Here is a 26,653-nt window from a genome sequence, read left to right on the forward strand (position 1 = left end):
GCCGCTCTCCGGGCCGAGGCCCCGGCCGGGCTCTACGCTGGCGGCCATGACCGACGTACCCCCCGCACCTCCCGCACCTCACACCGCTGTCTCCGCGGCCGCGATCCCGGCCTCCCTCACCCAGGCGCCCACCCAGGCGGTGGTCCTGGCGGGCGGCCAGGGGTCGCGGCTGCGCCCGTACACGGACGACCGGCCCAAGCCGATGGTCGAGATCCCGGGGACCGGGGTGCCGATCATCGGGCACCAGCTGAACTGGCTGGCCTCCGAGGGGGTCACCGACGCCGTCGTCTCCTGCGGGCACCTCGCCGAGGTGCTCCAGGAGTGGCTGGCGGCGGCCGACCTCCCGCTGCGCGTGACGACGGTGGTGGAGGAGGAGCCGCTCGGGCGCGGCGGCGGGCTGAAGTACGCCGCACGGCACCTGCCGCATCCGGACCGGCCGTGGTACGCGACGAACGGGGACATCTGGACCCGGTTCTCGCTGCGGGAGATGGCCGCGTTCCATGCCGAGCGGGCGGCGACGGCGACGCTGGCGCTGGCGCGGCCGCGCATCCCGTGGGGTGTGGTGGAGACCAACGAGTTCGGGCAGGTGCTGGACTTCATCGAGGCGCCGCCGTCGCCATACCTGATCAATGCGGGCGTGTACGTCTTCTCGCCCGAATTCACCGCTTTGCTCCCGGATTTGGGCGACCATGAGCGCACCACGTTCCCGCGGCTGGCGCGGGAACGGCGACTGGCCGGCTTCCCGCTCCCGCAGGGCGCGTACTGGCGGGCGATCGACACGGCGAAGGACCTGACCGAGGCCGCGCGCGAACTGGCCGCACAGAGAGCCTCCTGACGGCTGGGCGTGGCCGTGGCCGTGGCCGTGCAGCATGCCGTGGCCGTGCAGCATCAGAGCAGGAGCCGCGCGAGCTCGGCCATCTCCGCCTCGGGGTCCGCCACGGGCTGGATCACGAGCTCGTCGACCCCTGACTCCTCCAGCGCGTCGATCTGCCGTCCGATCTCGTCCCTGGTACCGACGAGACCGAACGTGTCCACCAGTGACGGCACGACGAGATCGCGGTCCTCGGTGGACAGCGGGCCGAGGTAGTTGCGGTAGAGCGTGTGGTGGCGGTCGGGGTCGGTGGCGGTGGTACCGCGCAGGTGGAGCAGGCGGTCGACGGCCGCGGACTCCTCCCGGGGCAGGGCCGCGCGGAAGGCCGGGTCCTCCACCGCGAGGACCAGTGCGCTCACCGCGATGTGCCCCACAGCGTCCTTGACGGCATCGCCGTACCGGTCCTCGCCGTCGGCGAGGACGTACAGGGAGGAGATGAGGTACGCATGCGTCTTCTCGCTGTTGCCCGCGGCCCGTGCCGCCGCCCGGCGGGCCTGGCCGAGCGCGGACCAGGCCGCGGGGGCGTGCAGCGCGAAGGAGATCATTCCCGTACCCAGGCGGCCGGCGACGGCGGCGACTTTCGGGCCGAACGCAGCCACGACGAACTCCACCGGGTCCTCGGTGTTGACGTGGCCGCCGACGTGCAGGAAGCGCACCCTGCTGGTCCGGGCTCCCTCGCGGTAGTCCGTCTCGCGGCCGGCGGTGAGATCCTGCAGGGCGGCCGTGAACGACTCCAGCTCCGCCGTCTTCACGGGCCGCATGCCCAGCGTGCGGCGTGCGGTGTTGCCGGTGCCGACCCCGCAGATGATGCGGCCGGGAGCGAGGGCGTTGAGACTGCCGAGCGCCGCCGCCGCGGCGGGTGCGGAGCGCAGCGCCGGTGAAGTGACCCCGATACCGAGTTTGATCCGGCTGGTGGACCGGGCGCAGAGCGCGAGGCCGACGAACGGATCACCGTGGACCATCGGCGTGTCGTACACCCAGAAACTGCTGAAGCCCAGTTCCTCCGCGCGGGCGGCCAGGCGCTCCAGACCCGGGCGTGCCGTCATGACGATGCCGGTCCGCATGCCGATCCCTCTCGCCGTCGGATTCCATGGCCGTACGTCTCACGTTGCGATCTTCCCCGGTGGCGGCCGTGATCGCGCCCCGGTGAGCGGTGGCCGCGCGCCGAATCGAGCGCCACGTCACACTCCCCCGTACGGAACGGCCCGGGGCCCGGCACGCGGGATGCGTGCCGGGCCCCGGGGTTCCGCGGGTCGGGCCGGTCAGCCGAGGAGGCCGCCGACGAGACCGGGCTTCTTGGACGGGGTGTCCCCGCCGCTGCTCGTGCTGCCGCTGCTGCGGGTGGTCGTGGAGGACGAGGTCTTCGGTGCGGACTGCTTCGGCGCGGTGCCGGTGCTGCTCTGGCCGCTGCCGCTGCCGCTGCCGCTGCCGCTGCCCGTGCCGCGGGTGGCGGCGGGCGGCTGCGAGCCGGTGCCCGCGGTCTCGCGGGCCGTGGAGCCGGTACGGCTGCTGGGCTTGGTCGAGGGGGTGGCGCTGGCGACGGGTTCCGCCGGCTTCGACGGCTGCTGCGACGCGGGCTGCTGCGGCTGCTGCTGGCGCTGCTGCTTGGGCGGCGGCACGGGCAGCGGGGAGCCGGGCAGGTAGTTGCTGGGGGCCTGGCCGGGGCCGGGCACGGTGACGACGGTGCTGGAGCGGACGGCGCCGCCGAGCAGCGAGCCGATGAGGAGGGTGAGCCCGCAGACGAGGGTGGTCATGATCGCGCCGCGCCGCAGCACGCGCCGGCGCAGCTCCCACAGGTCGGAGCGGGGGCCGAGGGTGCGCCAGGCCTCGCCGGCGAGGCGTCCGTCCAGGGAGTAGACGGGCGCGCCGGCGATGATCAGCGGGCTCCAGGCGGCGAGGTAGATGATGTCCGGCGCGTCGTACGCGGGGACGGTCTTCCAGCTGACGGTCATGAGCAGGGCGGCGGACAGCAGTGCGCCGAAGCAGGCGGCGAACCGCTGCCAGAGCCCGAGGACGGTCAGGACGCCGACGAGGACCTGGAGGAAGGCCACGCTGAGGCCGGCGCCGACGGGGTGGGCGAGGGCGAAGTCGCGCAGCGGTTCGGCCAGGGCCCAGGGTTCGAGGGTGCGCAGCCAGGTGACCATGGAGCCGCGTTCGCCGCCGTCGAAGTAGACGGGGTCGCACAGCTTGCCCATGCCGGCGTAGATGGAGATGAACCCGAGGAAGACCCGCAGGGGGAGGAGGACGACCCCGAGGTTCATGCGGCGGCCGGGGTAGTACGAGGCGTGGCCGCGGCTGTCGGAGGCGGCTCGGCGGGCGGCGTCCTGGCCGGGTCCCGTGTCGTACGGGGGCGGGCCGCCGGGGCCGTGGGGCCCGCCGTGGGGCAGGTCCCGTACGGGGGCGAAGGAGCGGGTCTCGTCCGGGTCGCCGTACCGGCGCTGGCCGATGACGGTGGGGGTGGGGACGGTGTCGTCGCCGGGGCCGTGGGCGAGGTCCACGCGGGGGATGACCTGGGTGGCGCCGGCGTCGGCGCCGCCGTACTCGTAGTCGTGGTCGTAGTCGTGGTCGTCGTGGCCGCGGCCGTGTTGGCGGACGGCTTGGAGCAGTCCGCCCATGGCGGCGGTGTCGCCGGGGGCGGACTTGCCGCTCCAGACGACGGGGGCCCTGCGACGGCGGGCGGCGGCTCCGGCGGCGGCGGTGACGGCGCCGCCGAGGACGGGCATCCGGCCGGGGGTGTTCGCGGGCTTGGAACGCGCGCTCGGGCTCGGTGCGAGCCGCACGCGGAAGCTGGCGTGGTTGACGATGACCTGTGCGGGGTCGCACGGCACCTTGACCATGCTCAGCGCGGGCTGGTCGTCGAACCCTGACGTTCTGGTGTCCACACTCATCTAACCGAGTGATCAGTGTTTAGGACACTGCCTTGACAGCAGGGATGTGTCCGAGACGCGTCAAGATCAAGCCACCCCGCCCGAAACGGGCGGGGTGGCACGCTCACGGGTCATTCTCCGCGAGCCAAGTGGATCAAGGGCGTTGCTCCGGACGGGCGGTAGGGCCCGGCGGCGCTCGGCCCCCGCGGCGCTCAGCCCCGGCGGCGGGCCGCCTCGTACAGGACGACACCCGCGGCGACACCGGCGTTGAGCGACTCGGCGCCGCCCGGCATCGGGATGCGCACGAGGTAGTCGCAGGTCTCGCCGACGAGGCGGCCGAGGCCCTTGCCCTCGGAGCCGACGACGATCACGACGGGGCCGGCCAGGGCGTCGAGGTCGGCGACGCTGTGCTCGCCCTCGGCGGCGAGGCCGACGACGGTCAGCCCGGCCTTCTTGTAGTCCTGGAGGGCGCGGGTCAGGTTGGTGACGCGGGAGACCGGGGTGCGCGCGGCGGTGCCGGCGGAGGTCTTCCAGGCACCGGCGGTCATGCCGGCGGCGCGGCGCTCGGGGATGACCACGCCGTGGCCGCCGAAGGCGGAGACGGAGCGGACGATCGCACCGAGGTTGCGCGGGTCGGTGACCCCGTCGAGGGCGACGATCAGCGGCTGCTCGCCGCTGTCGTGGGCGGCCTCGGTGAGGTCCTCGGGGTGCGCGTACTCGTACGGCGGGACCTGGAGGACGAGGCCCTGGTGGTTGAGGCCGCCGGTCATCCGGTCGAGCTCGGGGCGCGGGGCTTCCATCAGGTTGATGTTGCCGCGGGCGCCGGCGAGCTGGAGGGCCTCGCGGACGCGCTCGTCGTTGTCGATGAACTGCTGGACGTACAGGGTGGTGGCGGGCACGCCGTCGCGCAGCGCCTCGAAGACCGGGTTGCGGCCGACGACCATCTCGCTCTGGCCCTTGGGGCCGCCGCGGCGGGGGGCGGGACGGCGCTTCGCGGCCTGCTTGGCCATGGCGTTGGAGATGCGGAACGCCTTGTGGCCCTTGCGGTCCTCGGCCTTGGGCGTGGGGCCCTTGCCCTCCAGGCCCTTGCGCCGCTGACCACCGCTGCCGACCGTCGCGCCCTTCTTGTTGGACGTGCGGCGACCCCTGCGCTGGCTGTTCCCGGCCATGACCTCTACCTGTTTTCGTTGGTGCTGCGTTATGTACGTATGAAGAGTGTGCCGCCCGGGACCCCGGGCGGCACAACGTGGCCGGTCAGGCCGGGTCCGGTCAGCGCGGGCCGAGCGTCCAGCGCGGCCCGGACGGGCTGTCCTCGATGACCAGGCCCGACTGCTGGAGCTGGTCGCGGATGGCGTCGGCGGTGGCCCAGTCCTTGCGGGCGCGCGCCGACTCGCGCTGCTCCAGGACCAGCCGGACGAGCGTGTCGACGGCCCCGTGGAGCTCGGCGCCCCGGTCGGTCTCCTCCGACCAGCGCTCGTCCAGGGGGTCCAGGCCGAGCACGCCCAGCATGGCCCGCACCTCCGACAGGCGCGCGATGGCCGCGTCCTTGTCGTCGGCGGCGAGCGCGCTGTTGCCCTGGCGGACGGTGGTGTGGACGATGGCGAGCGCCTGCGGGACGCCCAGGTCGTCGTCCATGGCCTCGGCGAAGGCCGGCGGGACCTCGGCGGCCGGCTCGACGGCCTTGCCCGCCTTCTCCACGACACGCCGGCAGAAGCCCTCGATGCGGGCGAACGCCGACTCGGCCTCGCGCAGGGCCTCCTCGCTGTACTCGATCATCGAGCGGTAGTGCGGGGTGCCGAGGTAGTAGCGCAGGACGACGGGGCGCCAGTTCTTGACCATCTCGGAGACGAGCACCGAGTTGCCCAGGGACTTGGACATCTTCTCGCCGGACATGGTGACCCAGGCGTTGTGCACCCAGTACTGCGCGAAGTCGTCGCCGAAGGCCTTGGCCTGGACGATCTCGTTCTCGTGGTGCGGGAAGATCAGGTCGAGGCCGCCGCCGTGGATGTCGAAGGCGCTGCCCAGGTACTTGTGCGCCATGGCCGAGCACTCCAGGTGCCAGCCGGGGCGGCCGCGGCCCCACGGGGTCTCCCAGTCGGGCTCGCCGGGCTTCGACGCCTTCCACATGGCGAAGTCGCGGGGGTCGCGCTTGCCGCTGATGCCCTCTTCGGTCGGCTGGATGAGGTTGTCCAGCTCCTGGTTGGAGAGCTTCAGGTAATCGGGGTACGAGCGCACGTCGAAGTAGACGCTGCCGTCCGCCTCGTAGGCGTGGCCGCGCTCGATGAGGCCGCGCATCATCTCGACCATCTCGGTGACGTGGCCGGTGGCGCGGGGCTCGTACGTGGGCGGCAGGCAGCCCAGGGCGTCGTAGCCGGTGTTGAAGGCGCGCTCGTTCTCGTAACCGATGGACCACCAGGGGCGGTTCTGCTCGCCGCCCTTCGTGATGATCTTGTCGTCGATGTCGGTGACGTTCCGGATGAAGGTGACGTCGTATCCGCGGTACTCGAACCAGCGGCGCATGATGTCGAAGTTGAGGCCGGAGCGGATGTGCCCGATGTGCGGGGCTGCCTGCACGGTGGCACCACAGAGGTAGATCGAGACACATCCCGGTGTGAGGGGGGTGAAGTCGCGGATCTGCCGGGCGCTGGTGTCGTACAGGCGAATAGTCACGGGATCCAGGGTAGTGGGCCGTCGGCAGTGCCCCGCGACCCCTTTCGGGGAGCGGGGCCGCTTTGCCGCCGAAGCGGCGGCATGTGTGACGACCGCCTTGCAGCGGTTCGGGATGCTCAGCCCCGGTTCGTCCGGTAGACGAGGGCGGTGGCGATCGCGGCGAGGCCCTCGGCGCGGCCGGTCAGGCCCAGCCCGTCGGTGGTGGTGCCGGAGACGGACACCGGCGCGCCGGCGGCCTCGGAGAGCGCCTTCTGCGCCTCGTCGCGCCGCTTGCCGATCTTCGGGCGTACGCCGATCACCTGGATGGCGATGTTGCCGATCTCGTAGCCCTCGGCGCGGACGATCCGGGCGGCCTCCGCCAGGAGGGTGACGCCGGCGGCGCCGGACCACTCGGGGCGGGAGGTGCCGAAGTGGGCGCCGAGGTCGCCGACACCGGCGGCGGAGAAGAGGGCGTCGCAGGCGGCGTGGGCGGCGACGTCGCCGTCGGAGTGCCCGGCGAGGCCGTCCTCCCCCTCCCACAGCAGGCCGGCGCACCACAGCTCGCGGCCGGCCTCGAAGGCGTGCACGTCGGTGCCGATGCCGACCTGCGGGATCAGCGGGGCGGCGGGGGCCGCGGCGGGGGCGGTGGGGTCAGTAGGCATCGGTGGCCCTCCTGCGGGCGAGTACGGCCTCGGCGAGGACCAGGTCGAGCGGGCGGGTGACCTTGAAGGCCTCCTCGTGGCCGGGGACCACCATGACGGTGGTGCCGAGCTGTTCCACCATCCCGGCGTCGTCGGTGGCGCCCTCGCCGACGGCGGCGACGGTCTCGTGGGCGCGCCGGAGGGTGGCGAGGTCGAAGCCCTGCGGGGTCTGGACGGCGCGCAGCCGGGCGCGTTCGGGCGTGGCGACGACCGGCTCGGGCTCGCCGGGCCTGCCGGGCTCGACCTCCTTGACGGTGTCGGCCAGCGGCAGCGCGGGGACCACGGCCGGGGCGCCGGAGCGGACGGCCTCGATCACGGCGTCGACGGTGTCGACCGGGACGAGCGGGCGGGCCGCGTCGTGGACGAGGACGGAGGTGACGTCCGCGGGGAGCGCGGCGAGGCCGGCGGCCACGGACTCCTGGCGGGTGTCGCCGCCGGGGACGACGAGGAGATCGGTGCGCTCGGGCAGCGGGTGCTCGTCCAGCAGGCTGCGGACCTCGGCGGCGCCGTCGGGCGGGGCGACGACGACCACGAGGGAGACGGCCCGGGAGCGGGCCATCGCGCGGACGGCGTGGATGAGCATCGGCGTGCCGCCCAGGGCCCGCAGGGCCTTGGGGGCGCCCGGGCCGAGGCGTACCCCGCGGCCGGCGGCCGGGATCACCGCGGCGGTGCGGTGGGGGCGCGATTGGTCAGACATGTGTTGTAGCTCCGAGCCAGGTTTGTGACTTCGGCCGACATGGGTATGGCCCTGGGGAGTGCCGGGTGCGACGCCCTCGCCCCCTTCCGTGACGACCGGTCGAGCCGGCTGCCCGGGCCCGGCACAGCGTGGGTCTTGGGTCGCGGTACGGCCGGTACGGCGTGAGTCGTGAGTGGCGTGGGTGTCAGTTGCCCGTTGGGTCTCCGTGCCCGGGTCTCATTGCCCGGGATCTGTGTGCCCGGGGTGTTCAGGGCGGGTACAGACATGCCGCAGCGCCCGGCAACGGCCCCCTCGTGGAGGAGAGGGCTGTCATCGGGCACCGCGGCACGGCTGTGTACGGGGTTGTCGCGTCAGGACGCGAGAACCTCGTCGAGGAGGGCCTCCGCCTTGTCCTCGTTGGTGTTCTCAGCGAGCGCGAGCTCACTCACCAGGATCTGGCGCGCCTTGGCGAGCATGCGCTTCTCGCCCGCGGACAGACCGCGCTCGCGCTCACGCCGCCACAGGTCGCGCACCACTTCGGCGACCTTGATGACGTCGCCAGAAGCGAGCTTCTCCAGATTTGCCTTGTAGCGACGGGACCAGTTCGTCGGCTCCTCGACCTGCGGCGAGCGCAGGACCTCGAAGACCCGGTCCAGCCCGTCCTGGCCGACTACGTCGCGGACGCCGACGAACTCTGCATTGTCGGCAGGCACACGAACCGTCAGGTCGCCCTGGGCGACCTTGAGCACCAAGTAGGTCTTGTCCACGCCTTTGATCTGGCGAGTTTCGATGGCCTCGATCAGCGCGGCCCCGTGATGGGGATAGACCACGGTGTCGCCAACCTTGAACGTCATGTGACAGGTACCCCTTCCGTGGCTATCCAGGGTAACACGAGAACTGACCGTTATGAATGGCGTTTTCGCAGGTCAGAGCGCATCTCGGGGCTTGACAACCACGACAGGAACGTGCTGCGGCGGCCTTGCGGAAGGGGGTATTCGCAGGTCGGAGGCGCTGTGCGGACCGGGCGAAACGGCCACGTTACAGCGGAGCGGCAGCCTCACCAGTGTGACGTACGTCCCGTTTTGCCGGTTTCGAAGGCGGGAAACGGGGCCACTCCACTCGACTGGAGGCCACCCGTACGGAGTGGTTCAGGCCCAATCCTGAAATTGATCACCGAGAGCCGTTCGAAGGAATCCCGGAATTGATCACAGGAGCGTCTCCGGGCGATATAGCGGACAGCACGTGAACGGCATGCGAAGGGCGCGCGGAATGCAAGATCGCGGAGTGGGCGAGGGGCCCCGCGCGCGCTGCGGAGGGTCGGGTGCGGGGGCGGGGCGGCGGCTCGGTAACCTAAGCCCGCTGACACACCCTTAGGGCGGCTTTACCTCGGCCGTCCGACATACCGCCGTCCTTCCGTTCCGTACGTCCAAGGAGTTGCCGCCGCCGTGAGCCGCAGCCTTCGACGCGGCGCCCTCGCCGCCACCGCCGTCGTGTTCTCGATCGCCTCGCTGGCCGCCTGCGGTGCGGGCAACGACGCGCAGACGCTTCAGATCAAGCCGGACAACGCCTCCGCCTCGAAGGGCGAGATCGAGATCCAGAACGCCCTGGTGATCACCCAGGGCACCAAGGAGCGCACGGGCGGGGCCGTGGTCTCGGCAACGCTCTTCAACAACAGCATGAAGCCGGAAGTCCTGGAGTCGATCTCCCTCCCGGGCCGCGGCAAGGTCGTGCTGAAGCCCGCCGAGGGCGCCGGCAAGGTCGTCGTGCCCTCCGGCGGCTCCGTCGTCATCGGCGGCAAGGGCAACGCCTCCGCCGTGATCGAGGGCCCCAGCGAGGCCGTGAAGAACGGTGCCGCGCAGGAGCTCGTCTTCAAGATGAGCAGCACCGGCGACATCCCGCTGGAGGCGTTCGTCGTCCCGAACACCGGCGCGTTCGCCCCCTTCGGCCCGACCGAGGCCCCCGCCGCCGGCCCGACCGCCTCGGGCAGCCCCGCCGCCGCTCCGTCGGGCTCCCCGGCCGCCGCCCCGTCCGGTTCGCCGTCCGGTTCCCCGGCCGCCACCCCGTCGGGCGCCGCCTCGGGCTCCCCGGCCGCGGGTGCGTCCCCGTCGGCCTCGGCCTCGCGCTCTGCCGGCCACTGACGCGCCGAGCACCCCGTACGAACGGGAAGGGCCCCGTCCGCTGCTGCGGACGGGGCCCTTCCCGTTTGCCCCTCGGGCGAAGCCCGAGCGTCCCGACTCCCGAGGCCCGAGGCCTAAGGCCCGAGTCCCGAGTCCCGAAGCCCGAGTCCTGAGGCCCGTGACCGGGGTCCGGGCCTACGGCTCGAACTTGTAGCCGAGGCCGCGGACGGTGACCAGGTAGCGCGGGGCGCCCGGGTCGGGCTCGATCTTGGCGCGCAGGCGCTTGACGTGCACGTCGAGGGTCTTGGTGTCGCCGACGTAGTCCGCGCCCCACACCCGGTCGATCAGCTGCATGCGGGTCAGGACCCGGCCCGCGTTGCGCAGCAGCATCTCCAGCAGGTCGAACTCCTTCAGCGGGAGGTCCACCTTGGCCCCGGCGACGGTGACGACGTGCCGGTCGACGTCCATGCGCACCGGGCCGGCCTCCAGCGCGGCCGGGGCGACCTCCTCCGGCTCTCCGCGGCGGCGCAGGACCGCGCGGATGCGGGCGACCAGCTCCCGCGAGGAGAAGGGCTTGGTCACGTAGTCGTCGGCTCCTATTTCCAGCCCGACGACCTTGTCGATCTCGCTGTCCTTGGCGGTCACCATGATCACGGGGACGTTGGAGCGGCCGCGCAGCTGCCGGCAGACCTCCGTGCCCGGCAGGCCCGGGAGCATCAGGTCGAGGAGGACGAGGTCGGCGCCGTTGCGCTCGAACTCGTCGAGCCCGTCGGGCCCGGTCGCGGCGATGGCGACCTCGAAGCCCTCCTTGCGGAGCATGTAGGACAGGGCGTCGCTGAAGGATTCCTCATCCTCGACGACGAGCACTCGGGTCACGGAAGGACCTCCGGGGCTGGGATGGCTGGTTCTCTGGTTCAGGCTGGGGTCGGGTGGCCGGGGGCGGGGGCGGCCCGGTTGGCGGACGAGGCGTGGTGGGACGACGGTGCGGCGGCCTCGGGCAGCCGCAGGGTGAACGTGGAGCCCTGGCCCTCCGAGCTCCACACGGACACCTCGCCGCCGTGGGAGGCGGCGACGTGCTTCACGATCGCGAGGCCGAGACCGGTCCCGCCGGTGGCGCGCGAGCGGGCCGGGTCGACGCGGTAGAAGCGCTCGAAGATCCGCTCGCGGTCCTTCTCCGGGATGCCGATGCCCTGGTCGGTCACGGCTATCTCGATCATGTCGCCGCCGGGTGCCGCCACCTTGCGGGCGGCGATGCCGACGCGGGTGCGGGCCGGGCTGTAGTTGACGGCGTTCTCGACCAGGTTGCCCAGGGCCGCCGCGAGCTGGCCGCGGTGTCCCCAGACGAACAGGTCGGAGGTGCCGCCCGCGGCCATGGTGATCTGCTTGGCGGACGCCGTGTGGCGGCAGCGGTCCATCGCCTCCGCCACGAGCGTGTCCACGCGGACCGGCTCGGCGTCCTCCAGCAGCTCGTCGTTCTGCACCCGCGAGAGGTCGATGAGCTCCTGCACGAGGTTGATCAGCCGGGTGGCCTCGATCTGCATGCGCCCGGCGAAGCGGCTGACCGCCTCGGGGTCGTCCGCGGCGTCCATGACGGCCTCGGACAGCAGCGAGATCGCGCCCACCGGCGTCTTCAGCTCGTGCGACACGTTCGCGACGAAGTCGCGCCGTACGGCCTCGATGCGGCGGGCCTCGGTGAGGTCCTCGACCAGCAGCAGCACGAGCCTGGAGCCGAGCGGGGCGACGCGCGCCGAGACCGCGAGGGCCTCGCCGCGGCCGGTGCCGCGCCGGGGCAGGTCGAGCTCGACCTGCCGTATCTCCCCGTCCCGGCGGGTGTCGCGGGCCATGTGGAGCATGGGCTCGACGGCCAGCTTTCCGCCGCGGACGAGCCCGAGGGCGTACGCCGCCGAGCTGGCCTTGACCACCGCGTCGCCCTCGTCGAGGACGACGGCGGAGGAGCGGAGGACGGACAGTACGGTGTCCACTCCGGGTGGGAGCACCGCGTTGATGTCCGGGCGCATGGAGCTCCGGGTGGGGCGGGCCTGGTCACGCTCACTCCAGCGGAACGCCAGCGTCGCGACCACACCGGTGCACGCACCGGCGATCGCTGCAGCTGCGGCGACCGCCGCGTTCACGTCCATGCATCCAGGTTAAGCAGGCGCAATGGCACTTCCACAGCCGTTCGGGTGGCGCCTCGAACAGTCGTCGCCCAGAGTTCACCGTGGCGACGGGGTTGATTCACTTGGGATGCCGGAGTCGGACGCGTTTGCGGCCGAACGTGTCAACGTGGGCACGAGGCCGCACCCACCCGCCCGTGCCAGGGGCAGCAGCGCAACAGGCCAAGAGAGGGACACCCATGCGTGACGCGTACCACGAGGAACTGGATTCGATCGGGGAGGGCCTGGTCGAAATGGCCCGGCTGGTCGGTTCCGCGATCGGGCGGGCCACGACGTCCATGCTCGACGCCGACCTGAAGCTCGCCGAGAGCGTCATCGCCGCCGACCAGAAGGTCGACGACCTCCAGCACGACCTGGAGGCCCGCGCCATCGCCCTGCTGGCCCGCCAGCAGCCGGTCGCGACCGACCTGCGGATCGTGGTGACCTCGCTGCGCATGAGCGCCGACCTGGAGCGCTCGGGCGACCTGGCACAGCACGTCGCGAAGCTGGCGCGGCTGCGCTTCCCGGAGTCGGCGGTGCCGCGGGACCTGCACGCGACCATCCTGGAGATGGGGCAGCTCGCCCAGCGGCTGATGGCCAAGGCGGCCGAGGTCATCATCACCAAGGACGTCGACCTGGCGATGCAGCTGGAGACGGACGACGACGAGATGGACCAGCTGCACCGCACGCTGTTCCAGCACCTGATGGACGACCGCTGGAAGCACGGCATCGAGACCGCGGTGGACGTGACCCTGCTGGGCCGGTACTACGAGCGCTTCGCCGACCACGCGGTGTCGGTGGCCAAGCGCGTGGTGTACCTGGTGACGGGCGAGCACGCGGACGAGCTGCAGCCGCCGATCGAGCCCGTCTGAGCGGCGGCCGGGGATCGGGGCCGCGAGCCCCAATGCGCCGTTGACGCGCCGGTACCGCTGGGCATGAATGAGGGCGAAGGCACGTACGACCGCCAGCCCGTACCCCGCCTCCGAGGAGGATCCATGCCAGATTCCCCCGTCCCCGTCACACCGGAGCAGGAGCAGCTTCCGAAGCCGGAGCCGCTGCGCCTGCCCCTGCTCGCGGCCTGCGGCTGCGGCTCGGGCTGCGGCTGCGGCTGCCAGTCCGGCGCGCCCTGCCAGTGCGGCGGCTGACCCGCCGCACCCGGCCCACGCACGGCGAAAGGCCCCGTCCACCGGGACGGGGCCCCATCCGATCCGGTCACTTCCCGGCAGGCCCTTCAGGTGCGGCCGTTGTCGATCAGCGGGGGCCTGGTCCTGGCCTTGGCCTTGGCCATCGCGTCCTTGAGTTCCTGGGATTCCTGCGGCGTGACGCACTCGGAGGCGCCCTCATAGGCGTCGCTCCACACGTAACCCGGCTTGCACGTGAGCGGACCCCACGCGCCCCCACCGGGCTGGCGGTTCGGATTCAGGGCATGGACCCGGTCGCGCTCCGCCGGCGTGACGCACACGCCGTCCCCCTCGAAACCGTCACGCCACACATACCCCGGCTGACACTGGTTGCTGCCCGGCTGACGGTTGGGGTTCGCGGCATGCGCCGCATCCCGCTCCGCCGGCGTGACACACAGGCCGTCCCCCTCGAAACCGTCACGCCACACATACCCCGGCTGACACTGGTTGCTGCCCGGCTGACGGTTGGGATCATCGGCGCGGATGCTCGTGACCGGGGACCGGTCCGGGGACGCGACCGCCGCGGATGCCGGCACCACGACGGCGCCGGAGACGAAGGCCGCCGCAGTGACGCACATCCCGAGGCGCGCGATGCGCCGCTTGCGGGGTGCGGGGTGAAGGTCGTGGGACATGTCTGCTCCTTGAAGTGCTGTCCGGCGGGAGGAACCCGCCGGATCCGACCGGCCACGCCGCGTTCCGGCGCGGCCGCACGTCAAGTAGGCGCGTCGGCGAAATATGCCGCATGCCACGAAAAGACGTGGCTTGACGGGAGGGAGCAGACCGAGGGCGGCCCCGCACACGCGAAAGCCCCCTTCCGGTGGGATGAGCCACGGGGAGGGGGCTGCCTCGCGAGGAGGACTACTTCTTCTTGCCCTGGTTCTTGACGGCCTCGATGGCGGCCGCGGCGGCCTCCGGGTCGAGGTAGATGCCGCCCGGGTTGAGGGGCTTGAAGTCGGCGTCGAGCTCGTAGGCGAGCGGGATGCCGGTCGGGATGTTCAGGCCCGCGATGTCGGCGTCGGAGACGCCGTCGAGGTGCTTGACCAGGGCGCGCAGGGAGTTGCCGTGCGCGGCGACCAGGACGGTGCGGCCGGCGAGGAGGTCCGGGACGATGCCGTCGTACCAGTACGGCAGCATGCGCTGGACGACGTCCTTCAGGCACTCCGTCTTCGGACGCAGCTCCGGCGGGATGGAGGCGTAGCGCGCGTCGCCCGACTGGGAGAACTCGGTGCCGTCCTCAAGGGCCGGCGGCGGGGTGTCGTACGAGCGGCGCCACAGCATGAACTGCTCCTCGCCGAACTCGGCGAGGGTCTGGGCCTTGTCCTTGCCCTGGAGCGCACCGTAGTGGCGCTCGTTCAGGCGCCAGGAGCGGTGGACGGGGATCCAGTGGCGGTCGGCGGCCTCCAGCGCGAGCTGCGCCGTGCGGATGGCGCGCTTCTGGAGGGACGTGTGGACCACGTCGGGGAGCAGGCCGGCGTCCTTGAGCAGCTCACCGCCGCGGACCGCCTCCTTCTCGCCCTTCTCGTTGAGGTTGACGTCCACCCAGCCGGTGAACAGGTTCTTCGCGTTCCACTCGCTCTCGCCGTGGCGGAGCAGGATCAGCTTGTACGGTGCGTCGGCCATGCGTACGAGCCTAATGGACGCGCCGGGGCCGCCGCGCGGGCCCTCCGGCCGGTGTCCGGGTGGTGTCCGGGGAGGTGTCCGACGGGTTTTCCAACGGGGTTTCCGGGGCGGCGGATTGACGGTCCGTGTCAATCGAGTGGCCTCGGAACGGCCGTGATCGTAGGGTGCGTAGAGCCATTGGGCCACTTACATCGCCGGGGGGATTCCGTATGTCCGTGGGAAGTCTGAGACGTGCCGTGCACGAGAGCGTGTCGGGTCTGCCACGGGCGTTCTGGTGGCTGTGGACGAGCACGCTGATCAACCGGCTCGGGGCCTTCGTCGCCACCTTCATGACCCTGTACCTCACCCAGAAGTGGGGCTACTCGGCCTCCTTCGCCGCCCTGGTGGTCGCCCTGCACGGGCTCGGCGGCGTGGTCTCCTCCCTGGTCGCCGGGGTGATGACGGACCGGCTGGGGCGCCGGCCCACCCTGTTCGCCGCCCAGGCCTCCACCGCCTTCGCGGTGGCGCTGCTCGGCTTCCTCGAAGACCCGGCGGCCCTCGCCGCGGGCGCCATGCTGGTCGGCTTCACCTCCAACGCCTCCCGGCCCGCGGTGCAGGCGATGATGGCGGACATCGTCCGCCCGGAGGACCGGGTGCGGGCCTTCGCCCTGAACTACTGGGCCATCAACCTCGGCTTCGCGGTCAGCTCGGTCGCCGCCGGCCTGATCGCCGAGCACAGCTACCTCGCGGGCTTCCTCGTCGAGGCCGTGCTGACGCTGGCCTGCGCGGTGCTCGTGTGGATCAAGCTGCCCGAGTCCCGGCCCGAGCCGGACGCCGCCGGCTCCGGGAAGGCCGTGGACGAGGAGATCGGGCTCGGGACGGTGCTCCGCGACGGGCGGTTCATGAGCGTGGTGGTGCTGTCCTTCCTCATCTCCATGCTGTTCACGCAGGCCTCGGTCGGGCTGCCCGTGGCCATGGCCCAGGCCGGCTTCTCGGCGGCCGACTACGGGCTGGCGATCGCCGTGAACGGCGTGCTGATCGTGGCGCTGCAGATCCCGGTCACCCGGTTCATCGAGCACCGCGACCCGCAGAAGCTGCTGGTGGCCTCCGCGCTGCTGGCCGGGTACGGGTTCGCGATGACCGCGTTCGCCGGGTCGCTCGGGGTGTACGCGCTGACGGTGTGCGTGTGGACCCTCGCGGAGATCATCAACTCGCCGACCCAGATGAGCCTGGTCGTCCGGCTCTCCCCGCTGCACGGCCGCGGCCGCTACCAGGGCATGTACACCCTGTCCTGGTCGGTGGCGGCGGTGCTGGCCCCGCTGCTGGCCGGCCATGTGATCGACACGTACGGGGCGGACTGGCTGTGGGCCTCGACCGCGGTGCTGGGCACGGTGGCCGCCCTCGGGTACTGGGTGCTGATGCGGGGGCTGCCGCGGGAGGACGCGCCCGCGGCGGAGGAGCGGCCCGCACCGCCCGCTGCCACGGCTCCGACCGCGGACCCCGCCCCGGCGGCCTGAGCCCCGCAGGGACGCGGATACCACGCCCCACAGGGACGCGGGGAACTGCGCGGCCGGCCCCCACCGGCCCGCGGTTTCGTGACCGCACTGCCGGCGGGGCCTCAGGCAGGGCGCCCCGCCGGGTCAGCCGAGGCCGGCGTAGATCGCGGCCAGCAGGACTCCGGCCGCGAGGAAGAGGACCGTCAGCGTCGCCATCGCGGCCTTCTGCGCCCCGGTCACGTCCGGCTCCGGCATGGCCATGCCCGCGTGCTCCGCGGCGGCGGACACGGCGGCCGGGGCGGCCGGGGCCGGGGTCGGCAGCGGTTCGCCGCCTTCGCCCAGTACGCGCACCGTTCCCATGCCGTGTTTCAGGTGGTTGGCCACCAGCCAGACGTTGACCGGATAGGCGAAGGCCAGGCCGGCCAGCACGGCCAGCGAGAAGACCGCCCAGAAGCGCACGTCGCCGACGTCGCGGGCGGCCGGCACATGGCTGCGGACGATCACGTTCACCGCGACCATCGCGCCCATCACGCAGTTCATCGACAGCCACTCCGCGTACACCGTCGACCGGACGGCCCGGAAGTAGCTGCCGCCGAGCATGTCCCGCATGAACAGCGCCTGGAAGACCAGCAGCCCGAAGCCGAAGCCGACCGCGTACTCCAGCAGGCTGTCGGCCCACGGCGGCAGGCCCAGCAGCGAGGCCACGGCGGCCGCGACGATGATGCCGGTGGCGTCTCCGGCGACGCAGTGGACGGTCGAGCCGAGCGCCTGCTTCCACAGGGGTGCCACGAACCGCTCGTGGGCCCCGGGCCGGGGCTCCTTGCAGGACAGCACGTACAGCGCCCCGCCGACGGGGCCGGTCCACAGGGTCACCAGGACCCAGCCCCACTTCATCACCGTGAGCTCTGGGTTCCGGGTGAACGCGTCGACCGCGACGTAGGCGGCGGCCAGGAGGGCCAGGGCGAACCAGGCGTACATGAGGGCGTCAGGTGTGGTCCCGCTCATCCCGTCACGGTGCCGGGCGGGGGCGCCGCCGGGCGGGCCGACACACCCGCCGGCGCGCGGCGGCGCCCCGTTCGGCGCGGTGCGTCAGCCGGTCGGCCCGCCGGACTCGCCTTCGGGCCGGGTCAGGTGGCGGAACGCGTCCAGGTTGAAGGTCGGCTCGCCGCGCGAGACCCGCCACTCGTACTCCCGCTTGATGGCGCCGGCGAAGCCCAGCTCCAGCAGGGTGTTGAAGGCGCCGTCGGCGGCCTCCAGGACGGTGCCGAGCAGCCGGTCCAGCTCGTCCGGGGTCACCACGGACAGCGGGAGCCGGCCCACCAGGTAGATGTCGCCGAGGCTGTCGACCGCGTAGCCCAGCCCGTACAGCTTGAGGTTGCGCTCCAGCAGCCAGCGGTGGACGCCGGCCTCGTTCTCGTCGGGGTGGCGGATGACGAAGGCGTTGACCGACAGCGAGTGCCGGCCCACCTTGAGGGAGCAGGTCGTGGACAGCTTGCGGGTGCCCGGGAGCTGGACGACGTACGTGCCCGGCTGGGGGCTCTCCCAGCTCAGTTCCGCGCCGTTCAGCGCGCTCTCGATGATCGCGGCGGTGTCAGCCATGGTGGGAGCGTACGCGACGGCGGTGATCATGCATGGCCGCTGTGTACACGTCGGCCGTGCCGCTCGCGGCCGTGTCCCAGCCGAAGAACTGCGCGTGCCGGGCGGCCTCGGCGCCCATGCGGGCGGTGAGCTGCGGGTCGTCGACGAATCGCCGCAGCTCACGGGCGTAGTCGGCGGGGTCGTGGCCGGGTACGAGGATGCCGGTGGCCCCGTCGTTGACGGCGACGGGCAGCCCGCCGACCTCGGCGGCCAGCACGGGCGTGCCGGTGGCCTGCGCCTCGATCGCGACGAGCCCGAAGGACTCGTTGTAGGAGGGCATGACGAGGACGGACGCCGCCCGGAACCAGTCGGCGAGCCGGTCCTGGACCACCGGCGGGTGGAAGTGCACCAGGTCGGTGATGCCGAGCTTCGCGGCGAGCTTCTGGAGCCCCTCGGGCTTGGCGAGCCCGCTGCCGCTGGGGCCGCCGACGACGGGGACGAAGAGCCGTCGGCGCAGGGCGGGGTCCTGCTCGACGAGCACGGCGACGGCGCGGAGCAGCACGTCGGGGGCCTTGAGCGGCTGGATCCGCCCGGCGAACAGCGGGATGACGGCGTCCTGCGGCAGGCCGAGGCGGGCGCGGGCGGCGGCCCGGCCGTCGGCGACGGTGAAGCGGTCCAGGTTCACGCCGGGGTGGACGACGGCCACCTTGGCGGGGTCGGCGTCGTAGTGGCGGACGAGTTCCTCCGCCTCGTCGGCGGTGTTGGCGATGAGCCGGTCGGCGGCGGCCACGATCTGGGTCTCGCCGATGACGCGGGCGGCGGGCTCGGGGGTGTCGCCCTCGGCCAGGGCGGCGTTCTTGACCTTGGCCATGGTGTGCATGGCGTGGACGAGGGGGACGCCCCAGCGTTCGGCGGCGAGCCAGCCGACGTGCCCGGAGAGCCAGTAGTGGGAGTGGACGAGGTCGTAGTAGCCGGGGCGGTGGCCGGCCCAGGCCTGCATGACGCCGTGGGTGAAGGCGCACAGCTGGGCGGGGAGCTCCTCCTTGGCGAGGCCTTCGTACGGGCCCGCGTCCACGTGGCGCACGAGGACGCCGGGGGCCAGCTCGACCACGGGCGGCAGGCCGCCTTCGGTGGCCCGGGTGAAGATCTCGACCTCTATGTTGATCGCGGCGAGGCGCCGGGCCAGCTCGACGATGTACACGTTCATGCCGCCGGCGTCGCCGGTGCCGGGCTGGTGCAGCGGCGAGGTGTGCACGCTGAGCATGGCCACGCGGCGCGGCTTGCGGTGGTGGCCGACGGAGGGCAGGCGGAGGCGGGGCGCGTCGTGGCGGGTGCCGCGGACGGCGGCGATCCGGCCGCCGATGCTGCCGCCGATGCGGGACACGTACTGGCTCAAGGGAGCAGTTCCTCTCGCTCGGACCGATCTCGCTCGGACGACTCGGACGGCGCCGTGCGGGGGGCACGGCCGTGCTGTGGTGCTGGGGCGGCTGCTCGGCGGCGTCGGCGGGCATGCCGGAGGGAGCGCACCCGGCGCCCTCAAGGAGTGCAACCCGGATGGCTGCCCGCCGCATTCCGGGAGCCGGCGATTTTCCTCCGCCTCCGGGCGGTTTTTCCTCCGGCGGCGGCCCTCCGCTTACCCTCGGCCCATGTCCCAGCGCCCTCCCCTGCCCTCCGTCCGTGCCGGCGGCCCCGCCGGAGCCGGCCGTTCCGGCGGTGGTCCCGGCGGTGGGTCCGGCGGCCGGTCGCGCCCCGTGGGCACGGTGACCCGCGGAACGACGAACCCGAACCGGCTGCGCCGCATGGACCGCTGGATCGCGGCCGTGCACGGGCCGGCGCTGTGCCGGGCGGAGGCTCCGGTTGCGGTGGACCTGGGCTACGGGGCCGCGCCGTGGACGGCGGTCGAGCTGCTGGCGCGGCTGCGGGGGGCGGCGCCGGGGGTGCGGGTGGTCGGCATCGAGATCGAGCCGGCGCGGGTGGCGGCGGCGAAGCCGTACGAGCGGGAGGGGCTCGGCTTCCGGCACGGCGGGTTCGAGGTGCCGCTGGACGGCGGGGAGCGCCCGGCGCTGATCCGGGCGGCGAACGTGCTGCGCCAGTACGACGAGGAGCAGGTGGCGGCGGTCTGGGAGCGGCTGTGTGCCCGCCTGGCCCCGGACGGGCTGCTGGTCGAGGGGACGTGTGACGAGATCGGGCGGCGGCACGTGTGGGTCGCGTTGGGGCCCGAGGGGGCGCGCACGGTGACGTTCGCGACCCGGCTGGGCTCCCTGGAGCGCCCGTCCGATCTGGCGGAGCGGCTGCCGAAGGCGCTGATCCACCGCAATGTGCCGGGGGAGCCGGTGTACGCGTTCCTGCGCGACTTCGACCGGGCCTGGGCGGCGGCGGCCCCGTACGCCTCGTACGGGGCGCGGCAGCGCTGGATCCGGACGGCGCGGGCGCTGGCGGTCGACTGGCCGCTGACGGACGGTCCGGTGCGGTGGCGCCAGGGGGAACTGACGGTGCGCTGGGAGGCGCTGCGCCCGGCGGGGTGAATCCGCGCGGGCGGGGAACCGGCTGCCGGGGTGGCCCGTTGAGCCGTCGGGACTGCCTGTGGGACGGGTGGGGGCCGTTGCCTCGGTGGACAAGATCGGGAGTGCGCCCGTGAGGGTGTTGGAATCCGCCGAGTCGTGGCACCATCCGGAAAGCAGTCAATGTTACTGATGGATAGTCAGATTCGGTGGGGTGTCTGACACCGGGTCCGACTCGGGGTACCTGGGGGGACCATGGGAACCGTGGAGCCGAAGCGGCGGCGCGGTGGCGCGTACGCCCTGACGCTGCTGTGTGCGACGGCCCTGCTCGCGGTGACGGCACTGGGCGGCGTGGCCCAGGCGGCACCGGCGCCGGAGCCCGGCGTCAAGTCCCTGGAACAGGTGCGCAAGGAGATAGAGGGCCTCTACCGCCAGGCGGGCGCGGCGACGGACGCCTACAACCTCGCCGAGAGCGAGGCCAAGGCGCAGTCCGACCGGATCGTCGAGATCGCCAAGCAGGTCGCCGCCGGCCAGGAGCGGATCGGCTCGCTGAAGAACCGCGCCGGCGCCGCCGCGCGCGCCCAGTACCGCTCGGGCGGCCTGCCCGCCGGGGCCCGGCTCGCGCTGAGCAACAGCCCGGGCCAGTTCCTCGACGGGACGGACCGGATCCGCCGCGGCGAGAAGGCCGCCACGGACCTGCTCTCCGAGATGAACCGCACCCAGACCGACCTCCAGCAGTACGCGAAGGACGCGAAGGCGGAGTGGGAGAAGCTCGAGGCCAACCGCATCAAGAAGGAGGCCTCGAAGAAGGAGATCGAGGACAAGATCAAGGCCGCGGAGGAGCTGGAGAACAAGCTGGAGGCCGAGGAGAAGGCCCGGCTGATCCAGCTGGAGCAGGAAGCGCACTACAAGGCGCAGACGGCCTGGCTGTCGACGGGCGTCCTCAAGGAGGTCAACGGCTCGGCGACCGAGGCGGGCAGGAAGGCCGTGCAGTTCGCCACGCAGCAGATCGGCAAGCCGTACCTGTGGGGCGCCACGGGGCCCGACTCGTTCGACTGCTCCGGCCTGACCTCCCAGGCCTGGCGGGCTGCGGGCAGGGGCATCCCGCGCACCTCTCAGGAGCAGCTGCGGCTGCTGCCGAAGATCGCGGTCAAGGACATGCGGCCCGGCGACCTGATCATCTACTTCGACGACGCGAGCCACGTCGGCATGTACGTCGGCGACGGCGCGATGGTCCACGCCCCGCGCCCCGGCCGGCAGATCACGATCGCCGGCGCCGGCTCCATGCCGATCAAGGCAGTGGTCCGCCCCGACGTGTAACCCCGGCAGGGCGCGGGAGGAAGCAACCTCCCGCGCCCCCGTCGGCGTCTCGTCGACGGGGACGAGACCGTCCTCCGCCGTGACGTTCATCATTCGGCGAGGCGGAATTTCCCCCGCGATATGGCATATGCCTCTGTCCCTGGCGCGGAACACCATTCCGCTCGCCCGCCACGGCCCGCTAGGGTCGGCCCGGACGACGCACCCTCGGGGGGAGGGAAGGAACCGGAGACGATGCCCGTACCCGTACCGCGGCAGAGGGAGACCCCCGCCACGGAGAGCGGTGGCCAGGCCGTACTGCCGCAGGCGTCCCTGACCCTGCTGGTGATCGAGGACGACCCCGCGGGCGGTCTCACCGTTCCCGAGATCCTCGACGCCGACCGGCACCGCATCCGGCTGCGCACGGCCCGCAACCTCACCGAGGCCACCCGCCTGCTCACCCCGGACGTGCACTGCATCCTGCTGGACCTGGCCCTCCCGCACGGCGGCGCGGCCTCCCGCACCGCGGGAGGCGCCGCCTCGGACACGGACACGGCCGACCAGCTCGACACCCTGCGCCAGGTCCTGCGCATCGCGCCCCGCCACGCCGTCCTCGTCCTCACCGCCGAGGCGGACGCCGAGCGCGCGGCCGAGGCCGTCCGCGTGGGCGCGCAGGACTTCCTCTTCCGCGACGAGCTGGACGGCCGGGTGCTGAGCCGCGCCATCCGCTACGCGGTGGAGCGGAAGCGGGCGGACATCGCCCAGTACAAGCTTGCAGAATCGAAACTGCGGGCCCAGGAGAACGCCCGCCTGGAGCGCGGCCTGCTCCCCACCCCGCTCCTGGAGGGCTCCGACCTCCGCTTCGCCGCCCGCTACCGGCCCGGCCGCAGCCGCGCCCTCCTCGGCGGCGACTTCTACGACACCGTCCGCACCCCCGACGGCACCGTCCACGCGATGATCGGCGACGTCTGCGGCCACGGCCCGGACGAGGCCGCCCTCGGCGTCGAGCTGCGCATCGCCTGGCGCGCCCTGACCCTGGCCGGGCTGTGCGGGGACGACCTGCTGGCCACCCTCCAGGAGGTGCTGGAGGTGGAGCGGCCCTGCGAGGAGATCTTCGCGACGCTGTGCACCGTGGACATCTCCCCGGACGGCCGCCGGGCCGGCCTGTGCCTGGCCGGCCATCCGGCGCCGCTGATATCCCGGCCGGGCCGCCCGGCGCGGCTGCTGCCGTACGAGAACAGCGGGCCGGCGCTCGGCCTGCTGCCCAAGGCCCGCTGGCCCCGCCGCCAGGTGGAGCTGGGCGGGGCCTGGAGCCTGATGCTCTACACCGACGGCCTGATCGAGGGCCGTATCGGCGACGGCAAGGAGCGGCTCGGGCAGGACGGCATGGTCGAGATGATCAACCGGCACCTGGAGCGCGGGCTGAGCGGCGAGGCCCTGCTGGAGGCCTCCGTCACCGAGGCCCGGCGCCTGAACGGCGGCGAGCTCACCGACGACGTGGCCGTGGTCCTGCTCTCCCGCAGCACGCCCTGAGGACGGCCGGGACACACCCGGCCGCCGGCCGCGGCAGCCGCGACAACCGCCCCGGAGCCGGACCTTGGCGGACCGGGCGGGGCGGGCAGGGCCTGGCGGACCGGGCGGGGCAGGGCCGGGCAGGGCCGGGCGAGGAGCCGGGCAGCCTGCTCTGCTACCGGCCGCCGTTGTACGGGCCGTACGGGCCGTCGCTGCTGCTGCCGCCCCTGCGCCGGCCGCCGCCCGAGACCTGCTTGAGGGCGGGCCGGACGTCGACGAGGAAGACGATCGTCGCCACGAGGCCGGCGATCTGCAGGAACAGCATGCCCAGGAAGAAGTCCACCACCACGGTCACACCGAGGATGACCAGCCAGAACGTCTTGGTCTGCTTGTCGGCGGCGCGGTACGCGTCCTCGCGGGCCAGCAGGGCGAAGACGAAAGCCACGACGGCGAGCGCCAGCATGGCGAACCCGAGCAACGGGAGCACCCCGTTATCGAACCCGTTCATCAACATCGACTCGACCGCCTTCTCACACGTGGCACGCCTGATGTCCTCTGCCTCCACGCTACCGGCAGAGCGGCCTTCACCCACCCCAACGGGCCGGACACCCCTCCGGTGCCCGACCCGCCGTCATCCGCTGCGCGGATCCGGCCCGCGCCGGCTCACACCTCGGCCGGCTCGCCCTGCTCGGCGGCCGCGGCCTTCTTCGCGGGGGTCTTGCGCGTGGTGGTCTTCCGGGAGGCGGCCTTGTCCTCGCCCTCCGCGGCCGCCGCGTCCTCGCGGGCCGGCTCGACGGCGACGGCGATGTCGACGATCTCCTCGGAGACCTCGCCGCGCCACGTCCGCACCGCCTGCTCGCCGTGCTCGGCGACCCGGTCGTACGTCTCCTTCGCGCGCACCGCGTACTCGGCGGCCACGCCCACCCCGCGCAGCGCCAGGTCCTGCGCCTGCTCGCCGATCTTCTTCGCGTCGATCTTCGCGTCGAGGGCGCCGAGGACCTCGGCGACCTTGGCCGTGACGACCTCCTGCGCCTCGCGCGCCTTCTGCTGCACGACCTTCGGGTCGGTGTTCTTCACGGCCTCGAACCGCGCCGGGGCCTCGGCCCGCAGCTGCTCGATGAGGCCGGGCACCTTCTTCGCCTGCTGCATCGCGAGGTCGGCGGTGCCGGCGGCGAAGTAGAGCGGGGTCGGGTCGGCGAGGGTCTTCTTCAGGTCATCGGCGATGGCCATGTGGCTGGTCCTCCCGGATCACAGTTTCAGTTCGTGGAGTGCTTCTCGTCGTCCGCGCCGGCCGGCCCGGCGGTGGCCGCGGGCGCTGCCGCGGCCGCCGTCTCGGCCTCGGCCGCGTTCTCCTTGCGGAACGACTCGTAGATCTGGAGCAGCACCTGCTTCTGCTGCTTGTTGATAGACGGATCGGCGAGTATGGCGGCCCGCGTCTCCACCTCGTCCCGGTCCCGCTCGTCGAGGATCCCGGCCTGCACGTACAGCGTCTCCGCGGAGATGCGCAGCGCCTTGGCGAGCTGCTGCAGGATGTCCGCGCTCGGCTTGCGCAGCCCGCGCTCGATCTGGCTCAGGTACGGATTCGACACCCCCGCGGCGTCGGCCAGCTGCCGCAGCGAGAGCTGTGCCTGCCGCCGCTGCTCGCGGAGGAATTCGCCGAGATTCCCGACGTTGAGCGATGCCATGCTCCGCATCCTGCCCCACCCCGCTAACTATTGCAAGCAGCCGCTTGCAACATCTCCCACTCCGCGGCGCCAGCCGCGAGCGGTACAGCAGGTACGCCACGAGCGCGGTGTCGGCGCCGAGGACGAAGTTCGGTCCGACACCCACGAGTTCGGGTTCGCCCTCGGCCTCCTCCCGGACGGCTTCACACGCCTCCACGCCCAGGGCTGGAGTTCCGCCGCCCGGCTCAGGCCCGGGCCGGGCCGCCCCGCCCGCGGAGCCGGCGATGGTACGCCAGCGTGAGCGCGCCCAGCAGCGGACCCCAGGCGATCAGGGGAAGGTAGAGGAACCCGACGAGGGCGGCGCCGAGCGGCGTCATGTCCGGGTGCGGGAGCATCCACCACAGCGCGAACGGCGTCCACACGGCGGTCAGCAGGGCGGCGGCCGACGCCGCCACCACCGTGACCGCGCGCACCGGCACCCGTCGGCCGCCCAGCCACGGTATGCGGCGCGGGACCACCTCTCCCCAGGGGCGGACCAGCCCGAGAGCGAGCAGCGCCAGCAGCTCGCTCCCCACGCTGACGGCGGCCGTGTACACCCGGCCCCACCCCGGGATGCCGGCCGCCGCGTACCCCGCCTCCGTGTAGCCCGCCAGCAGGCCCGCCACGAGCAGCAGGCGCCAGATGCCGGACGGCACGGTGAGCAGCGTGACGGCCTGCGCGGCGCGGACCGCCCAGCGGGGCGCCCCCGCAGCCGGGGCAGGGGTCGAGGCGGGAGCAGGGGCGGGGGCGGGGGCGTGCTGTCGATGCGTCATGCAGACCATCGTGTCGGCGGGTTCGGGCCCGGTCATCGACCTGCGGAACCGTTGCCCGCACCGCCCGCGGACGGAGGCCTGACCGGCCTTCTCCCCCGCCCGGGGGAGAAGGCACCACACCCGCTAGGCCGGGCGCGTGCCGATCACCACGGTCGCCCAGTACTCCTCCGACACGGCCGTCCGGACCGTGAGGCCGCCCGCCTCCAGCGCCTGCGCCGTCAGCGGGGCCTGGTGCTCGCTCGTCTCGATCAGCAGCCGCCCGCCCGGCGCCAGCCAGGGCAGCGCGCCCGCCGCGACCCGGCGGTGGACGTCCAGCCCGTCCGGGCCGCCGTCCAGGGACACCGCGGGCTCGTGCTCGCGGGCCTCGGCCGGCAGCAGCGGGATCTCTCCGGTCGGCACGTACGGGGCGTTGACCACCAGCACGTCGACGCGGCCGCGCAGCCCGGCGGGGAGCGCCCCGTACAGGTCGCCCTCGTGCACGCGGCCGCCGTACGGGGCCACGTTGAGCCGCGCGTACGCCAGCGCCGCCGGGTCGATGTCCGCGGCGTGCAGTTCCGCGCCGCGGCCCAGCCGGGCCGCGACCGCCGCACCGAGCGCGCCCACACCGCAGCACAGGTCGAGCACCACCGGGTCCGGCCGGTCCGGCGCCCCGGCCACCGCCTCGGACACCAGGAATTCGGTACGCCGCCGCGGTACGAAGGCCCCCGCCCCCACCCGCAGGCTCAACCCGCAGAACTCCGCCCGGCCGACGACGTGTTCCAGCGGTTCGCCGCCCGCCCGGCGGGCCACCAGGGCCGCCAGGTGGGCGGTGTCGTCGGCGGCCGCCGCGAGCAGCTCCGCCTCCTCCTCCGCGAAGACACAGCCCGCCGCGCGCAGGGCCCCCACCACGTCCATGTCCAGTTCCAGTTCCAAAGCCCCGCCCTCGTCCACGTACACGTCCGTGTCCGCCTTCACCTTCACCTTCACGTTCTCGCGCTCGT

27 protein-coding genes are annotated in these 26,653 nt (G+C 72.9%); 8 read left to right on the forward strand and 19 right to left on the reverse strand.

Going from position 1 to position 26,653, the window contains the following annotated elements:
- Positions 1 to 46 precede the first annotated feature (46 nt).
- Positions 47 to 835, forward strand: a complete 789-nt coding sequence (locus ACIQUT_RS27820) for an NDP-sugar synthase (RefSeq protein ID WP_403566628.1) — start codon at positions 47 to 49, stop codon at positions 833 to 835.
- Between the two features lie 53 nt (positions 836 to 888).
- Here the strand turns inward: ACIQUT_RS27820 and ACIQUT_RS27825 are convergent, their stop codons facing one another.
- The 7 genes from ACIQUT_RS27825 to ACIQUT_RS27855 all read right to left on the reverse strand — a co-directional run bounded on the left by ACIQUT_RS27825 (position 889) and on the right by ACIQUT_RS27855 (position 8,618).
- Positions 889 to 1,935, reverse strand: a complete 1,047-nt coding sequence (locus ACIQUT_RS27825) for an LLM class flavin-dependent oxidoreductase (protein WP_403566630.1) — start codon at positions 1,933 to 1,935, stop codon at positions 889 to 891.
- 198 nt (positions 1,936 to 2,133) lie between these two features.
- Complete coding sequence (locus tag ACIQUT_RS27830; RefSeq protein WP_403566631.1) at positions 2,134 to 3,759, reverse strand: DoxX family protein; 1,626 nt, start codon at positions 3,757 to 3,759, stop codon at positions 2,134 to 2,136.
- 191 nt (positions 3,760 to 3,950) lie between these two features.
- Positions 3,951 to 4,907, reverse strand: a complete 957-nt coding sequence (gene rlmB, locus ACIQUT_RS27835) for a 23S rRNA (guanosine(2251)-2'-O)-methyltransferase RlmB (protein WP_403566632.1) — start codon at positions 4,905 to 4,907, stop codon at positions 3,951 to 3,953.
- Between the two features lie 100 nt (positions 4,908 to 5,007).
- Positions 5,008 to 6,408 (reverse strand): cysteine--tRNA ligase, encoded by a 1,401-nt coding sequence (cysS, locus tag ACIQUT_RS27840; RefSeq protein ID WP_403566634.1) that lies wholly within the window; start codon positions 6,406 to 6,408, stop codon positions 5,008 to 5,010.
- Between the two features lie 116 nt (positions 6,409 to 6,524).
- Positions 6,525 to 7,049, reverse strand: coding sequence for a 2-C-methyl-D-erythritol 2,4-cyclodiphosphate synthase (ispF, locus tag ACIQUT_RS27845; RefSeq protein WP_403566636.1), 525 nt, complete (start codon positions 7,047 to 7,049; stop codon positions 6,525 to 6,527).
- The gene (gene ispD, locus ACIQUT_RS27850; protein ID WP_403566638.1) at positions 7,039 to 7,785 is read right to left on the reverse strand and encodes a 2-C-methyl-D-erythritol 4-phosphate cytidylyltransferase; all 747 of its coding nucleotides are present in this window, start codon (positions 7,783 to 7,785) and stop codon (positions 7,039 to 7,041) included. The genes ispF and ispD overlap by 11 nt, the downstream gene beginning before the upstream one ends.
- A gap of 350 nt (positions 7,786 to 8,135) precedes the next feature.
- Positions 8,136 to 8,618: a CarD family transcriptional regulator gene (locus tag ACIQUT_RS27855; RefSeq protein WP_179178388.1), complete on the reverse strand. Its 483-nt coding sequence runs from the start codon at positions 8,616 to 8,618 to the stop codon at positions 8,136 to 8,138.
- Between the two features lie 591 nt (positions 8,619 to 9,209).
- On the opposite strand from ACIQUT_RS27855, the gene ACIQUT_RS27860 reads away from it, so the two are divergent.
- Complete coding sequence (locus tag ACIQUT_RS27860; RefSeq protein WP_403566640.1) at positions 9,210 to 9,902, forward strand: DUF461 domain-containing protein; 693 nt, start codon at positions 9,210 to 9,212, stop codon at positions 9,900 to 9,902.
- Positions 9,903 to 10,076: 174 nt separating this feature from the next.
- Here the strand turns inward: ACIQUT_RS27860 and ACIQUT_RS27865 are convergent, their stop codons facing one another.
- Positions 10,077 to 10,757, reverse strand: coding sequence for a response regulator transcription factor (locus ACIQUT_RS27865; RefSeq protein ID WP_179173417.1), 681 nt, complete (start codon positions 10,755 to 10,757; stop codon positions 10,077 to 10,079).
- 38 nt (positions 10,758 to 10,795) lie between these two features.
- Positions 10,796 to 12,019: a sensor histidine kinase gene (locus tag ACIQUT_RS27870; protein WP_403566642.1), complete on the reverse strand. Its 1,224-nt coding sequence runs from the start codon at positions 12,017 to 12,019 to the stop codon at positions 10,796 to 10,798.
- 215 nt (positions 12,020 to 12,234) lie between these two features.
- Here ACIQUT_RS27870 and phoU point away from each other — a divergent pair, with 215 nt between their 5' ends.
- Both phoU and ACIQUT_RS27880 read left to right on the forward strand, forming a co-directional pair.
- Positions 12,235 to 12,906 (forward strand): phosphate signaling complex protein PhoU, encoded by a 672-nt coding sequence (gene phoU / locus ACIQUT_RS27875; protein ID WP_403566644.1) that lies wholly within the window; start codon positions 12,235 to 12,237, stop codon positions 12,904 to 12,906.
- Positions 12,907 to 13,029: 123 nt separating this feature from the next.
- Positions 13,030 to 13,179 (forward strand): hypothetical protein, encoded by a 150-nt coding sequence (locus tag ACIQUT_RS27880; RefSeq protein ID WP_179173420.1) that lies wholly within the window; start codon positions 13,030 to 13,032, stop codon positions 13,177 to 13,179.
- Between the two features lie 86 nt (positions 13,180 to 13,265).
- On the opposite strand, the gene ACIQUT_RS27885 is transcribed toward ACIQUT_RS27880, so the two are convergent.
- Entirely contained in the window at positions 13,266 to 13,847 is a 582-nt protein-coding gene (locus tag ACIQUT_RS27885; RefSeq protein ID WP_403566646.1) for a hypothetical protein, read from the reverse strand.
- A gap of 226 nt (positions 13,848 to 14,073) precedes the next feature.
- The gene (locus ACIQUT_RS27890; RefSeq protein ID WP_403566648.1) at positions 14,074 to 14,835 is read right to left on the reverse strand and encodes a phosphoglyceromutase; all 762 of its coding nucleotides are present in this window, start codon (positions 14,833 to 14,835) and stop codon (positions 14,074 to 14,076) included.
- A 209-nt stretch (positions 14,836 to 15,044) separates the two neighbouring features.
- On the opposite strand from ACIQUT_RS27890, the gene ACIQUT_RS27895 reads away from it, so the two are divergent.
- Positions 15,045 to 16,331 (forward strand): MDR family MFS transporter, encoded by a 1,287-nt coding sequence (locus ACIQUT_RS27895; protein WP_403566650.1) that lies wholly within the window; start codon positions 15,045 to 15,047, stop codon positions 16,329 to 16,331.
- Between the two features lie 123 nt (positions 16,332 to 16,454).
- Here the strand turns inward: ACIQUT_RS27895 and ACIQUT_RS27900 are convergent, their stop codons facing one another.
- The 3 genes from ACIQUT_RS27900 to mshA all read right to left on the reverse strand — a co-directional run bounded on the left by ACIQUT_RS27900 (position 16,455) and on the right by mshA (position 19,284).
- The gene (locus ACIQUT_RS27900) at positions 16,455 to 17,315 is read right to left on the reverse strand and encodes a DUF4396 domain-containing protein (RefSeq protein WP_403566652.1); all 861 of its coding nucleotides are present in this window, start codon (positions 17,313 to 17,315) and stop codon (positions 16,455 to 16,457) included.
- A gap of 84 nt (positions 17,316 to 17,399) precedes the next feature.
- Entirely contained in the window at positions 17,400 to 17,909 is a 510-nt protein-coding gene (locus ACIQUT_RS27905; protein WP_403566654.1) for a YbjN domain-containing protein, read from the reverse strand.
- Positions 17,902 to 19,284, reverse strand: a complete 1,383-nt coding sequence (gene mshA, locus ACIQUT_RS27910; RefSeq protein ID WP_403566656.1) for a D-inositol-3-phosphate glycosyltransferase — start codon at positions 19,282 to 19,284, stop codon at positions 17,902 to 17,904. The genes ACIQUT_RS27905 and mshA overlap by 8 nt, the downstream gene beginning before the upstream one ends.
- 403 nt (positions 19,285 to 19,687) lie before the next feature.
- On the opposite strand from mshA, the gene ACIQUT_RS27915 reads away from it, so the two are divergent.
- The 3 genes from ACIQUT_RS27915 (at position 19,688) to ACIQUT_RS27925 (ending at position 23,218) form a co-directional block, all read left to right on the forward strand.
- Complete coding sequence (locus ACIQUT_RS27915; protein ID WP_403566756.1) at positions 19,688 to 20,413, forward strand: class I SAM-dependent methyltransferase; 726 nt, start codon at positions 19,688 to 19,690, stop codon at positions 20,411 to 20,413.
- Between the two features lie 231 nt (positions 20,414 to 20,644).
- Positions 20,645 to 21,709 carry an NlpC/P60 family protein gene (locus ACIQUT_RS27920; RefSeq protein WP_403566658.1) on the forward strand — a complete coding sequence of 355 codons (1,065 nt, stop codon included), beginning with the start codon at positions 20,645 to 20,647 and terminating at the stop codon, positions 21,707 to 21,709.
- Positions 21,710 to 21,940: 231 nt separating this feature from the next.
- Positions 21,941 to 23,218 (forward strand): PP2C family protein-serine/threonine phosphatase, encoded by a 1,278-nt coding sequence (locus ACIQUT_RS27925; RefSeq protein WP_403566660.1) that lies wholly within the window; start codon positions 21,941 to 21,943, stop codon positions 23,216 to 23,218.
- A gap of 154 nt (positions 23,219 to 23,372) precedes the next feature.
- Here ACIQUT_RS27925 and ACIQUT_RS27930 read toward each other — a convergent pair whose 3' ends face one another.
- The 5 genes from ACIQUT_RS27930 to ACIQUT_RS27950 all read right to left on the reverse strand — a co-directional run bounded on the left by ACIQUT_RS27930 (position 23,373) and on the right by ACIQUT_RS27950 (position 26,567).
- Positions 23,373 to 23,711: a DUF2516 family protein gene (locus tag ACIQUT_RS27930; RefSeq protein WP_179173453.1), complete on the reverse strand. Its 339-nt coding sequence runs from the start codon at positions 23,709 to 23,711 to the stop codon at positions 23,373 to 23,375.
- A gap of 149 nt (positions 23,712 to 23,860) precedes the next feature.
- Positions 23,861 to 24,427: a hypothetical protein gene (locus ACIQUT_RS27935; RefSeq protein WP_403566662.1), complete on the reverse strand. Its 567-nt coding sequence runs from the start codon at positions 24,425 to 24,427 to the stop codon at positions 23,861 to 23,863.
- A gap of 26 nt (positions 24,428 to 24,453) precedes the next feature.
- Complete coding sequence (locus tag ACIQUT_RS27940) at positions 24,454 to 24,882, reverse strand: helix-turn-helix domain-containing protein (RefSeq protein ID WP_403566664.1); 429 nt, start codon at positions 24,880 to 24,882, stop codon at positions 24,454 to 24,456.
- A 224-nt stretch (positions 24,883 to 25,106) separates the two neighbouring features.
- Entirely contained in the window at positions 25,107 to 25,673 is a 567-nt protein-coding gene (locus ACIQUT_RS27945) for a hypothetical protein (protein ID WP_403566666.1), read from the reverse strand.
- A 123-nt stretch (positions 25,674 to 25,796) separates the two neighbouring features.
- Positions 25,797 to 26,567 (reverse strand): putative protein N(5)-glutamine methyltransferase, encoded by a 771-nt coding sequence (locus tag ACIQUT_RS27950; RefSeq protein ID WP_403566758.1) that lies wholly within the window; start codon positions 26,565 to 26,567, stop codon positions 25,797 to 25,799.
- Positions 26,568 to 26,653: the final 86 nt, after the last annotated feature.

It is taken from the genome of Streptomyces sp. NPDC090445, from assembly GCF_044769385.1.
Taxonomy (GTDB): Bacteria; Actinomycetota; Actinomycetes; order Streptomycetales; family Streptomycetaceae; genus Streptomyces.